The 14,167-nt window shown below is 66.7% G+C and carries 5 protein-coding genes; 2 read left to right on the top strand and 3 right to left on the bottom strand.

The window, feature by feature from the left end:
* On the bottom strand, positions 1–10,086 hold a 10,086-nt coding region (locus AB0H61_RS30970; RefSeq protein WP_357311267.1), incomplete at its 3' end, for a type I polyketide synthase.
* A gap of 1,570 nt (positions 10,087–11,656) precedes the next feature.
* Here AB0H61_RS30970 and AB0H61_RS30965 point away from each other — a divergent pair.
* On the top strand, positions 11,657–12,160 hold the full coding sequence (locus AB0H61_RS30965) for a DUF2004 domain-containing protein (RefSeq protein ID WP_357311266.1): 504 nt from the start codon (positions 11,657–11,659) through the stop codon (positions 12,158–12,160).
* Between the two features lie 520 nt (positions 12,161–12,680).
* On the top strand, positions 12,681–13,142 hold the full coding sequence (locus AB0H61_RS30960) for a YbaK/EbsC family protein (protein ID WP_357311265.1): 462 nt from the start codon (positions 12,681–12,683) through the stop codon (positions 13,140–13,142).
* 366 nt (positions 13,143–13,508) lie between these two features.
* On the opposite strand, the gene AB0H61_RS30955 is transcribed toward AB0H61_RS30960, so the two are convergent.
* Both AB0H61_RS30955 and AB0H61_RS30950 read right to left on the bottom strand, forming a co-directional pair.
* Positions 13,509–13,670, bottom strand: coding sequence for a pentapeptide repeat-containing protein (locus AB0H61_RS30955; RefSeq protein WP_357311264.1), 162 nt, complete (start codon positions 13,668–13,670; stop codon positions 13,509–13,511).
* Positions 13,671–13,747: 77 nt separating this feature from the next.
* Positions 13,748–14,077 (bottom strand): hypothetical protein, encoded by a 330-nt coding sequence (locus tag AB0H61_RS30950; protein WP_357311263.1) that lies wholly within the window; start codon positions 14,075–14,077, stop codon positions 13,748–13,750.
* Positions 14,078–14,167 lie beyond the last annotated feature (90 nt).

The following is a 14,167-nucleotide window of genomic DNA, read 5'->3' as shown; positions in this document are numbered from 1 at the left end:
CAGCGCCACCTCGAAGGCGAACAACGCAGGCTGAGTGAACTCCGTCCGATCCAACACACCCTCGGGGCCGGCGAACATCAGATCCTTCAGCGCACGACCCAACAACGGATCGAACCGCGCGCACACCTCATCCAACGCCGACGCGAACACCGGAAACACCTCGTACAGGCCCGCACCCATACCAACCCGCTGCGCACCCTGACCCGTGAACAGGAACGCGGTCTTCCCCGAACCCGCCGTCCCCTCGATCGTGCCCGGCGAACCCGCCGCGAGATCGGCCAGACCCGCCAGCAACTCGTCCCGATCCCGGCCGACGACGGTCCCCCGACGGTCCAGCAGTGCCCGTGAGTCCACCAATGACCGTGCCACCGACCAGAGGTCGATCTCCGGACGATCGGCCAACCACGTCCGCAAACGCGCCGCCTGCGCCCGCAGACCCTCCTCCGACTCGGCCGACACCGTCCACGGCACCACAGCACCATCGGTGTCCGGCCCGGTCGAACCATGCTCGGACATCGAAATCGCCTGGGCGGTCGCCTCTTCGATGATCACGTGTGCGTTGGTGCCACTGATCCCGAACGACGACACCCCGGCCCGGCGCACCCTGTCACCGGCCGACCACGCCTGCGCCTCGGTCAGCACCCGTACCGACCCCGCGGACCAATCCACGTGCGGCGACAATGCATCCACATGCAATGTCGCGGGCAGAGTTTCGTGCCGCAATGCCTGCACCATCTTGATCACGCCACCGACACCCGCCGCCGCCTGTGCGTGACCGATATTCGACTTGAGCGAACCCAGAAGCAGCGGTTCTCCCGCACGGTCCTGCCCGTAGGCAGCGATCAACGCCTGCGCCTCGATCGGGTCGCCCAACGCCGTTCCCGTACCGTGCGCCTCGACCACATCCACATCCCGTGGATTCACCCCGGCATTCGCCAACGCCGCCGCGATCACCCGCTGCTGTGACGGACCATTCGGCGCCGTCAAACCATTGCTCGCACCGTCCTGGTTGATCGCACTGCCGCGCACCACCGCCAATACGTCGTGGCCCAGCCGACGCGCATCCGACAGGCGCTCCACCACCAGCACCGCCGCGCCCTCGGACCAGGCGACGCCATCGGCCGCGGCCGAAAACGACTTGCACCGGCCGTCGCGAGCCAGACCACGCTGCCGCGAAAACTCCTGGAACACCATCGGCGTCGCCATCACCGTCGCGCCACCGACCAAGGCCAGCGAACTCTCCCCCTGGCGCAGCGCCTGGCAGGCCAGATGCAGCGCCACCAGCGACGATGAGCAGGCGGTATCCACCGTCATCGCGGGCCCTTCCAGACCCAGCGCATAGGCCACCCGTCCCGAGGCCACGCTCCCCAGGCCACCGGTGAGGACATACCCCTCGACCTCGGGCCCGGCCTTACCCGTCACAGCCTCGTAGTCCTGGTACATCACGCCCGTGTAGACACCGGTGTCGGTGCCGTGCAACGACGTCGGGTCGATCCCCGCGTGCTCCAGCGCTTCCCAGGACACCTCCAGCAGCAACCGCTGCTGCGGATCCATCGCGGTCGCCTCGCGCGGGCCGATCCCGAAGAAGCCGGGATCGAAATCGCCCGCGTCATAAAGGAATCCACCGCGACGGGTATAAACCGTCCCCGGCTTATCCGGATCCGGGTCGAACAGCCGCTCCAGATCCCAGCCACGATCCGAGGGGAACTCACCGGTCGCATCCCTTCCGGAAACAACCAGATCCCACAGCGCATCCGGCGATTCGACGCCGCCGGGGAACCGGCAGGCCATACCCACGATCGCGATGGGTTCGTCCACGCGTACGCGGCGCGACACCCGTGCCGTCCTGGAACCGGAATCCGTTCCGTCGATCTGGGAGTGCAGGAGGGTGGCGACTGCCGCGGCGGTGGGGTGGTCGAAGACCAGGGTGGACGGCAACTGGACACCGGTGGCCTTCGACAGCCGGTTGCGGAATTCGACGCCGCCGAGTGAGTCGAATCCCAGTGCGTCGAATCGCTCGCCGGGGCTGATGTCTTCGGCGGAACCGTGCCCCAGCACGGCCGCCGCGTGCTCCCGAACCAGGTCGAGCACCACCTCGGCGCGTTGGGCCTCCGGTACCCGGCTCAGTCGTGTGGCCAGTGAACTCGACACGGCCGCGGTCCGGTCCGTGGTGCGGGGCAGGAAACCGCGCAGCACCGTCGGCACCGCACCATTGCCCGCTTCGCGCCGCAACTCGGCCGGGTCGAACCGAATCGCCGCCAAGTGCACGGCGGCGCGACGAGTGATGGCCGCATCGAACAGCCGCAGACCTTCGTCATTCCCGAGTGCGTGGAGACCGAGCCTTTCCCAGCGGGCGACGGCGCTGCGGTCCAAGCCACCGGTCATGCCGCCAGCGGAGTTCCACGGCCCCCAGCCCAGTGCTATCGCCGGCAATCCGTCGGCACGGCGACGGTGCGCCAGCGCGTCGAGGAAGGCATTGGCTGCCGCGTAGTTGCCCTGTCCCGCCGATCCGATCGTTGCCGCGACGGACGAGAACAGCACGAAGGCCGACAGGGCACGGTCGCGGGTGAGCTCGTGCAGGTGCCATGCGGCCGCGGCCTTCGAGCTGAACACACGCCGCAGTTGCTCGGTGGTCAGGCCCGCGAGGGTGCCGTCGTCGAGGACACCCGCCGCATGGACCACGCCGGTCAGCGGATGGTCGGCCGCTATCGAATCGAGCAGAGAACGAAGGGCTTCCCGATCGCCTACATCGCAGGCCGCCACTGCGACCGAAGCACCGGATTCCGACAGTTCGGTCACCAGTTCGCTTGCGCCGTCCGCAGTTTCGCCACGCCTCGATACCAGCAGCAGATGGCGGACTCCGTGTGTGGTGACCAGATGTCGAGCCACCAGAGCGCCCAGGCCACCGGTGCCACCGGTGATCAGGACGGTGCCGACGCCGAATGACTCGCCCGGCTCGACCTCGTGTTCCCCTCGTGCCCTCGCCAGTCTGGGCACGAGCAATGCTCCGGCACGCACCGCGACCTGTGGTTCGCCCGCCGCGAGCACCGCGCCGACGAGTGTCGGGTCATCCATGGCCGCGGCGGCCGACGGTTCGGTGTCGACGAGAATGAACCGGCCCGGATATTCGGATTGGGCGCTGCGCATCAGGCCCCAGACGGCCGCCGCGGCGAGATCCGTTACCTCGCCCGGCAGCGCGGCGCCGTTCGCGGTCACCACGACCAGCCGACTGTCGGCCAGACGATCCTCGGCCAGCCAGGCCTGCACCGTTGCCAGCACCATTTCCAGGTGGCCGCGAACGACCGCCGGATCGTCGGCGGCGCTGACCTCCGGATACCAGCTCACTACATCTGGAACCTCTTGTGCCGCAGCAAGTTCCGAGGGGCTCGGGTAGTAGGCGTCGATTCCGGCGACCGGCCCCGAACCGAGTACGGCCATCCGGTCCGCGGAAATACTCGCTGTCGCTGCCGACGCGGGCGTCCACTGGACCTCGTAGAGGTCGGCGGCATCCCCGGCCAGGGTGCCGCGCAACTGCTTCACGTCATAGGGCCGCATGACGACGGCGTCGACGGAGACGACGGGTCGTCCAGAATCATCAACGGCCGCTATGGAAATTGTCTCCGGTCCGCGCGCCGTGGCGATGACCCGCAGCGTCGTCGCTGTGACCAGCGGCTGGTGTAGTCGCGCTCCGCCCCAGCGGAACAGCAACCGGCCGGTGTCCGGATCGCGGTCCTGACCGCGCCAGGCGAGCCCGGCCAGGCCGGCGTGCATCACCAGGTCGAGCAGAGCCGGATGCAGATCGAACCGCTCCGGTTCGGGCGCGGCCGCCGTATCCAGGGTGACCTCGGAGAAGACGGTCTCACCCCGCTGCCATGCGGCATCGACACCGATCAACGCCGGGCCGTATTCGAGACCGGACACCGTGGCGATCCGCTCGGGAATCCCTGATGGGTCGAGAATTTCGGCGTCGATCGGCGGCCAGGCCTCGTCGAGCAGCTGGTCCAGCGGCGCGTCATCACCGTCCCACGAGGGGGCCAGCACACCGCTGGCGTTACGCATCCATTCGCCCGCTCGGCGGCCCACCTGACGGAAGTAGAAGCTGAACTGCCGTCGCCCGGCCTGATCCGGCTCCTGCACCGACACCTGGAGTTCGACCTCGTCGTCTTCCGACGGCGGTATCGGAGCCTCCAGGGTCAGCTCCTCGACGACGCCGCAATCTATCCTGCCGCCCGCGACGAGCAGGAACTCGACGAGGGCCGCGCTCGGCAGCACCACGGTGCCGTAGGTCATATGGTCGGCGATCCACGGATGGGTCGCCAGCGAGAACCGGCCGGTGAAAACGAACTCGTCCTTACCGGCCACCGGCACCACACCGGTGAGCAACGGGTGGGCACGGGTGTCGCCGGTGGCTTCGGGACGGGGCGGCAACCAGAATCGCTGGTGCTGGAAGGCGTATGTGGGCAGGGGAACTCGCCGTATCGCCCGGCGACGCAGCAGTGGCGTCCAATCCACCCGCACACCCGATGTGTGAGCGTGCGCCAGCATCGTCGAGAACTGTTGGAGCTCATCGTGATCCCGGCGCGCGGCGGCGGCCACAACGGTGGCCGACTCGGCGTCCGCCAGCAGGGTCTGCCGGGTCATCGCCGCCAGCACCGCGTCGGGCCCCACTTCCAGGAACCGACGCACACCCGAGGCGATCAACGTCTCGATGCCCGGCGCGAATCGCACTGCGGCCCGCACCTGCCGAACCCAATAAGCGGGTTCGGTCACTTCGTCCCCGGCAAGCTCACCGGACACATTCGAGACGACCGGCAGGCGTAACGGATGGTACGTCAACTCCTGTGCGACAGACTCGAATTCGGCCAGCATCGGCTCCATCCGATGCGAGTGGAAGGCATGGCTGACCCGCAGCCGCGACGTCTTCGCGCCACGCTCGCCGAATCGGGCCTCGATCTCGACGACCGAGTCCTCGTCACCCGAGATCACCAGAGCCGTCGGCGCGTTCACCGCGGCGACCGACACTCGGCCGGGATACTGCGCGACAATATCGTTGACTTCGGTTTCGGACGCTCCGACGGCCAGCATCGCTCCGCCCTCGGGCAACGCACCCATGAGACGGCCGCGCGCCGCCACCAACCGGCACGCGTCCTCGAGCGACCACAGGCCCGCGATGTACGCGGCGGCGACTTCGCCGATCGAATGGCCGATCAACACATTCGGGGTGACGCCGAACGACTCCAGCAGGCGATACAGCGCCACCTCGAAGGCGAACAACGCGGGCTGGGTGAACTCCGTCCGATCCAGCACCGTGACACCGGTACCGCCGTGCGCGGCGCCGCTGAACATGAGGTCTCTGAGCGAGCATTCCAGCACCGGATCGAACTGGGCGCACACCGCGTCCAACGCGGTCGCGAACACCGGGAATGCCTCATACAAGCCGGCGCCCATACCGATCCGCTGCGCACCCTGACCGGTGAACAAGAATGCCGTCTGCCCCGGACCGACGACGCCTGCGATCACACCGGTACCGGTTCCCGATTCGGCGAGATTCGCCAACCGCTCGAGTAACTCGTCCCGATCGCGACCGAGGACCACACTCCGCGAATCCAGCTGTGCCCGCGACGTCGCCAGCGCATAGGCCGCATCCGCGATATCGACCTGCGGCCGCTCCGACAACCATGCCCGCAGCCCGGCGGCCTGCGCGCGCAGACCCGTTTCGCCCTTACCCGACACCAGCAATGGGATGACCGGCACGGTAATTTCGATGGCTTCCGCGGCGGTCGCAACCGGTGCCGCAGGCGCTTCTTCGAGGATCACATGCGCGTTGGTGCCGCTGATCCCGAACGACGACACACCCGCCCGGCGCACCCGGTCTCCGGCGATCCACGGTTCGGCCTCGGTCAGCAGACGCACCGCGCCCGCAGCCCAATCCACGTGCGGCGAAGGCGTTTCGGCGTGCAGCGTGCGCGGCAACCGCTCGTGCCGCATGGCCTGCACCATCTTGATCACACCGGCCACACCGGCGGCGGCCACGGTATGGCCGATATTCGATTTCAAGGAACCGATCCGTACCGGTTCGAGATCGCCACGATCCTGTCCGTAGGCGGCGATCAAGGCCTGCGCTTCGATCGGATCACCCAGGGCCGTGCCGGTCCCGTGCGCCTCCACGGCGTCCACATCGACCGCCGAGAGCCCCGCATTGGCGAGGGCCTGCGCGATCAACCGCTCCTGCGACGGACCATTCGGCGCGGTCAGACCATTGCTCGCGCCGTCCTGGTTCACCGCACTACCGCGAATAACGGCCAAGATATTGTGGCCGAGCCGCTGCGCATCCGAAAGTCGCTCCAGCACAAGGACGCCCGAGCCCTCCGACCACGCCACACCATCGGCGGCAGCCGAGAACGCCTTACAGCGGCCATCCGGCGACAGGCCGCGCTGGCGGGCGAAGTCCACGAACAGATACGGGCTGGCCGCGACCGTCACGCCACCGGCGAGAGCCAGCGAGCTGTCGCCCTGGCGCAGCGCCTGGCAGGCCAGGTGCAATGCCACCAGCGACGACGAGCAGGCCGTATCCACCGTCACCGCCGGGCCTTCCAGGCCGAACACGTACGCGATGCGCCCCGAGATGACGCTGTGCGACGTGCCGGTCAGCCGGAAACCCTCCAGGTCGCCGGTCACCCGGCGCGAGTAACCCGAGGAACAGGCACCGGCGAATACGCCGGTATCGCTGCCCCGCAATGACATCGGGTCGATACCCGCGTCCTCCAGGGCTTCCCACGATGTCTCGAGCAGCAGCCGCTGCTGCGGATCCATCGCCAACGCTTCGCGTGGGCTGATGCCGAAGAATCCGGGGTCGAAATCGCCTGCATCGCTGAGGAATCCACCGTGGCGCGTGTAGACCGTTCCCGGTTTGTCGGGGTCCGGGTCGAACAGCCGGTCCAGGTCCCAACCCCGATCGGTGGGGAATTCGCCGATCACGTCCCGGCCCGCGGTCATCAGATCCCACAGGTCCTCGGCGGACCGCACACCACCGGGGAATCGGGCGCCGATGCCGACGATCGCGATCGGTTCGTCCGTGGTCGTGCGCCGCGAGACCCGATGCTTGCCCCGGTCATCTCCGGTAACCCGGGCTCGCAACAGTGCCGCGACCGCATTCGCGGTCGGATGGTCGAAGATGAGCGACACCGGCAGCGGTACACCGGTGGCCCGCATCAGTCGGTTCCGCAGCTCCACCCCACTGACGGAGTCGATACCGAACTCGGTGAACGGCAGGTCAGGATGAATCGATGGGGCCGACTCGTGGCCCAGTACGGCAGCGGCGTGCCCGCGAACGATATCGAGAACTACTGCCTCGCACTGATATTCGGGGGTCGCCGACAGAGTGCGGGCCAGCGGGCTGTCTTCCCACGCTCCGGTCTGTCTATGTCCCTCGGAGATTTGCTCCTCGATGGCCGCAACGACGTCGGTAGCACCTGAAGTGACCTGCGCACCCGCCGAATAGTTGTCGCGCTGGAACGCGTAGGGCGGCAGGTCGATCCGCCGCCCACCGGAAACCAGCGCGCGCGGTTCCACCTGAAAACCGGCGCAGTAGGCCTGTGCCAGCGACGCCATGAAACGTTCCGGGCCGCCCTCGCCGCGCCGCAAGGATCCGACAACGGATACGCCCTCGGCCGCACCGGCCGCCTCGGCGGTCAGGGCGATACCCATAGTGAGGACCGGATGCGGACTGACCTCGATGAATCCGGTGATACCGTCCCCGATCAGCGCCGTCACAGCATCGGTGAATCGAATCGGTTCCCGCTCGGACCGATACCAATATTCGGCGTCCAGTTCCGCCGTATCCAACCGGTCGGCGAATACCGTGGAAAAGAACGGCACCGACCCGGATCGCGGGCGGATCGGCTCCAGTTCCTCGAGCAGCCGATCGCGGATCCGCTCGATCGCCTGCGAATGCGACGCGTAATCGATCGGAACGCGGCGGGCCCACACGCCGTCCCGGCCGCAGTCGGCGAGGAATTCCTCCACCGCCGAGACGTCACCGGAAATCACACTGTACGCCGGTCCGTTCACCGCGCCCAACGACAGCCGATCCCCGTACGCCGAAAGACGTTCTCGGACCGCATCCGCGCCCAGTCCGACCGAGACCATACCGCCGTGTCCGGCCAGCTCATCGGCGAGCGCCCGGGACCGGAGAGCCACCACACGCGCCGCATCGGAAAGCGACAGCCCACCGGCAACGTGGGCGGCGGCGATCTCGCCGTGGGAATGGCCGATCACCACATCCGGCTCCACACCGGCCGCTCGCCACATCCGGGCCAGTGAGACCATCACCGCGAACAGCGCCGGCTGCACCACATCCACGCGATCCAGTGCGGGGGCATCGACTTCGCGGCGCAGCACCGCCGTCAGCGACCAGTCCACATACGGCGCGAGCGCGGCTTCACATTCCGCGATCGACTCCGCGAACACCCCGCCCGAATCCAGCAGTCCGAGCGCCATACCCTGCCACTGGCTGCCATTCCCCGGGAAGACGAACGCGACTCTTCGCAGCTCGGCCCGCCCGATTATCGGCTCGATCGCCACAGCGGGCACGGTCGGGTCGGCCAGGGCTGCCAAACCGGCCAACAGCTCCGTCCGATCCCGCCCGACAACGCCTCCGCGCCACTCCATTTGGGCTCGCGTAGTCAGCAGCGAATGCGCCACATCGACCACATCCAGCTCCGGATGGCGCAGGAGCCACTCCCGCAGCCGGGCCGCCTGCGCACGGACGCCGCTCTCGCTACGTGCCGAGACCGCCCACGGCACCGCACCGGCCCGGCCGTCCACCGTGGACGCGGTGGACACGACGGCGGGTGCTTCCTCCACGATTACGTGGGCATTCGATCCGCCGAGGCCGAACGACGACACACCTGCCCTGCGAACGGTCGCCACAGGCCAGTTCTCGGCGCTCGTCACTACGCGTAAACCCAAGTTCGCGAGTGGAATTCGCGGATTCGGCGTCTCGAAGTTCAGGCTGGCCACCAGTTCTCGGCGGCTCAGACAGAGCACGGCCTTGATGAGACCCGCGATACCGGAGGCACCGTCCAGATGTCCGATATTCGTCTTGACCGATCCGACGGCCAGCGGCGCATCCTGTGCCCGGCTCCCGCCGTAGGTCTCGCCGAGCGCGGCGGCCTCCACCGCATCACCGGCGGGTGTTCCGGTGCCGTGTAATTCGACATACTGCACCGACGACGCCTCGACATCTGCCGCGGTCAGCGCGGAGCGGATCGCCGCCACCTGCGCATCCCGGCTCGGGGCGGTCAGCACTCGGCGTTCGTCGCCGGTGTCGACCGCACTGCCGCGGATCACGGCATGAATCCGGTCGCCGTCGGCGACCGCCTGCGCCAGTGGTTTCAGCACCACCATGCCGCCACCCTCGCCGCGCACGAATCCGTCGGCCCGCGCATCGAAGGTGCGGCAGGCGCCGAGCGCCGACTGCTCGATACGCTCACCACTCGGCGGCGACAGAATCAGGTTCAGGCCGCCGACCAGGGCCATATCGCACTCGCCGCTGCGCAGGCTCTCACCGGCCAGATGCACCGCGACCAGCGAAGATGCCTGGGCGCTGTCAACCAGGATGCTCGGGCCGCTGAAACCGAAGTAGTTCGAAATGCGGTTCGCGATGATGCCGCGTCCGACACCCCAGAGCGAATGGCGGCTGACGCCCGGTCCACCCTGGGAGGCCACGATTTCGGCGAAATCGCTTCCGGTGCAGCCGAGGAACACACCACACCGCCGGGCGTCGCGCGCCGTGGCGGCCAGGCCCGCGTCCTCGAGCGCCTCCCAGCTCAACTCCAGCGCCAGCAGCTGGTGCGGATCGATAGCCCGCGCCTCATCAGGCGTGATCCCGAAGAAGTCCGCGTCGAACTCCCCTGCGGTGTCGACAAATCCGGCCCGCTCGGTGACGCTACCCCGTCCGGGGGGAGCTGAGCCGATCGCCGCGCGCCCCTCGCTGAGCAGCTGCCAGAAACTGTCGAGATCGGCCGCGCCCGGCATTCTGCAGGACATGCCAACGATAGCGACGTCGAACGCCGATCCGGTCACCTCTGAAGTTCCTTCCTAAGGCACGCTGTGACCCCCCGTAAGCGTCTGACGAGTGTGTTTGTTGTCGGTCGGCATCGACATCCGCGATGCGAGACGGCATGAACTTCGCGGCCTCGGCCGCCGGATCGTTGAAGACGAGCGTGGCAGGCGAGTCCCGTTCGGCTGCCCTGGCCGGCCGGTCACGAAACCGCACATCACCGAGCGTTTCGAGTCCCAGTTCGATGAATGACGCGCCGACCTCGATCTCCGCGAAGGAGCCGGACCCGTCAAGGGCGGCCAGCGGCACTGCAATCTCATCGAGATCCGAACTCGCTGAGTCATTTTCGGAGACGCACGCCAATCGCCCGGTCAGCAATGCGTTCTCGATTCCGCGTCCCCCCGCGACTCCTGGGCGTTGGCGCTCGGTGGCCACCCGGAGCCTCCCGCGATATCCATCCGGATCGCGGAGCAGGTCACATACTCACCATCAATTCGTAGGTCTGACTGAGGAGTTCATAGGTAGGTCGACGCAGAAGATTCCTGCTTCGACACAACGGATTTCGACGCCGTCGAGGCTCAGCGAAGTGCCCCGAATGATGCGGCGCGTCTTCCGCGGGCGGCCTGGGATCCGAGGAGATGGCGCAGGCCCAGAATGGACATAACTGTGTCGCCGGGCTCAGTGGAGCAATTGATCAGCGAAAGGACTGACGCGCTACGTTGGCATGCCAGAGGATTGGGGGCGCGAGCAATAGGGGCGGTGCCCGAAACGCGCTCTGCGAGGTGCGCACATAGCGCCTACGCTATGGCTACGTGGATCGGCACAGTAATCCCTCAGATTGTCGAACAGCGAAACACGAATCATCGTACTGGACAGTAATTTGACGATCTCGAGCTTGTCAACCGTTCAGTAGCTTCCCGATGGCTACCTTGGCCGGGACGAGTCGCGGGCTCGATCGAGGCGGCGATCACCAGCCACCTCCGGCGTGATTGTGCAGGCAAAGCATTGGCCTCCTCGTGGCGTCAAAGCATCAAAAAATAGCAGACCCCACCCGACCGAACCTCCCAAATATGGGAAGGCGAACCAGCCCGTGTTCTGATCGTTACTCCGACCGGAACTCCACCCGAGATGCTAGGCCAGGGTATCGCGGACGTAGCGGGTGCCGGTGCCGGTGCGGGCGGTGAGCTGGCCGAAAGCCGCTCAGGTGTAACGGATTTCACCACTGGAGCGTTTCAGGCGGCATTCATGGTCGCACTCCGATGATTCGGTGCGGCCGTCGCGGTCGTTGCGGCGCAACGGTTTTCCTCGGTAGCCCACGCGGTAGCGGATGATCGCGCCCAGCGGGTCGATCAGGGCGACGGGCCGCCGAAGTGGTTGCGGTCGATGCGGGTGACCCACGGCCGACGTGGTGCACTGTCTCAGGCAATCCGGCCGCATCCGACTCGACTATCAGTGCCGCGCCGGTAGATTCGGGCGATAGTGGCGACCGCATCTGTGGCGTGGCGGGTGTACGGCTGGACGACAAACACTTTCTTCGAGAGTCGCGGCCTGCCAGTCCGGAACCCCGACCCTGGTGGATGGCACGATCGGACCATGAATCACCTGAACAGCCGGTTCGCGGGACACCTCGATTTCGGCGACGACTCGATGGCCGGTGCCGTACTACCCGCTGGAATAGATGGATTCGGAGCGGGTGCCTGGTATTGGATCCATGGTGATGAGACTCTGAACCAGAGCGAACTCGACAAGGCAGAGGCCGCTCTCCTCGACGTGAAGGCTCTGGTCGCTGCGGCCTTCGTCGCTTTCGCCGCCGAGCTGACCGATCCCCGGTCGACGACGTCATTGTTTCGCGACGTTCATCTCGAGGAGATCCCCGAAGAGATGGTGTGCGACTTGTTCGACGTGGACACCTGTGAAGCTGTTACCGACAAAGTCTTCCTCGACCATCTACTCGTCGTCGGCATTGCGATCAGCCCCGCGGCGACGGAACGTGTTCTCGCACTCGACTTCGCAATCGGCGCCGACAAGCCCACCGACCAGCTGCTTGTCGCCGTATGGGATCGGAACAACACCGTTACCGTCCACCACGAAAGTTGAGCCCGGCGAATCACCGGTCAGCAGGCGCTACGCCATATCCGGTGTTCTCCGGCGCATGCGAGTTGCGGTGAAGCGGTAAGTGAATCAACGGAAACGTCCCGGCCTCACCCGGGCGCAATCGCACCTCGACTACGATTGCACGTACGAAATCCGCTGACATCCAAGGATGTTCGACTCGTCCGGCCAACCAGATCGCAAACCGTACCCAGTTCGCGTCGGATGCAATTGGCGGCACTCGAGGTAATCGCCAAAAATCCAATGAGGTTCGGGATACCCCCGGTATGGATGATTCATCGGCGGCCGATCCGGTCGGGGCCGAGCAGGCTGGCGATGCCGCACCTGGCCGCTGGCGAGGGCTCGAAGTAGCGGCGCAGGTTCTTTGCAAGGATTGCGGTGGCGGGACTCGGCCATGAATTCGAGCAGGCTGACGCCTGCCTCGCCGAGGTGTGCCAGGGCTATGCTGAAAGGTACGGACCGCCGGGTTCGGCGGTGACGCCAACCATCCAGCGGAGGTTCCGCCATGACCATGTCACCAACCGTGCACACGTGCCTACGCGATGCAGGTGTCGAGTATGAAGTTGTGCGGCATCCGCACAGCCATAGCAGCAACGAGACAGCCCAAACTGCGGCTATCCCCGGCGACCAACTCGCCAAGACAATTCTCCTCGAAGACGACCAAGGCTACGTCGGCGCCGTACTGCCATCCACCCATCACCTGCGGTTGCCGAAACTGTGGGACCAAACCGGACGGCAGCTATCGCTGGCCAAGGAGTCGGACATCCGCGAAGTCTTCAAAGACTGCGAAGTCGGTGCCATACCTCCCGTATGCACCGCTTACGGCATGAAGACACTGGTGGACGAACGCCTGAGCACACAACCTGACATCTACTTCGAGGCCGGCGACCACGAGACGCTCATCCACATGCGCACCGAACAGTTCATGCGCTTGATGGAAACGGCGGAAAAGGTTCGCTTCTCCTAGCGCATGCAGAGTTCCGTGCCGTGATCACCCGAACGCGTGTTCTTCGGCGACAACTACCTCGGACACCGATCTCGTGTTCACATGGGAAGACCGGGCGGCCGGTCCACCGGACTCGATCCGAGAGCGGCTCGAGCGGCCGACAGCCGTGCAGGGTCCGCGGCGCGGCCTATCTACTCGGCGACGATGTAGACAGTGGATACGGATCCGGAACTCGAGCCTGACCGAGGTCCCGAATCCGCTCCCGAGGAACCGCGGCGGAGGTCGACCGCCGACTGCCGTGATCGGGTCTACGGGGTGCGCAAGCTGGGTCACGCAGCCGGACGTGCCGGTCACGACATCGGCCGTGCCCGTCCGTTCTCACACCGATCACCGGGGTGGCGGCGTGAACCCGACCGGCCACTGTGTGCTCTCGTCGTACACCGCGTCGCTGAGGTTCGCGCCGGTGAGGTTGGCGCCGGTCAGTTTCGCGCCAGTCAGTTTCGCGCCAGTGAGGTTCGCGCCGGTGGGCTTCGCGCGGTCCACGTTCACGCCGGCAAGGCAGGTACCGCCGAGGTCCGGTCTTTCGCGACGTCGGTCGTGGAGGACATCGCGCCGCCCGATGACCGTCAGAGCCGCCTGGATGTCGACCGGCGCCGGGCCCGATGCAGGGTTTCGCACTGGGACATGGTGGTCTGGGTGCGCAAGAACGCCGCGAGCACCGCGAACACGGTCGGATGATCCGCCGGGAAGTCCTTGGCGAGCCGTTCGAGCAGGTAGACGCCAGCGAGCCGGACATTGATCCGGTCGGAGGCCACTTGCTCGGCCGCGAGACGGAAGCGGTCAGTGACCGCGGTCTGCTGCGACAGCGCGTTGGTTGTACGCAGGGACTGACCGGTGAACCACAACGCGCCGACGGCCGCGCCCGCCGCGCCCAGCGTCCCGACAGTGGTCACCATCGCAGCCACCTTCATCCACCCTGACCAGTGCAGCGCCCGCCGCCACCGTTGTCTGTGGTGCAGGGCCACGAGATCGACGGCTACATCGAC

The sequence above is a fragment of the Nocardia sp. NPDC050710 genome, assembly GCF_040654375.1.
In the GTDB taxonomy this organism is placed as follows: Bacteria; Actinomycetota; Actinomycetes; order Mycobacteriales; family Mycobacteriaceae; genus Nocardia.
This window is presented reverse-complemented; position numbering and strand designations above follow the sequence as displayed.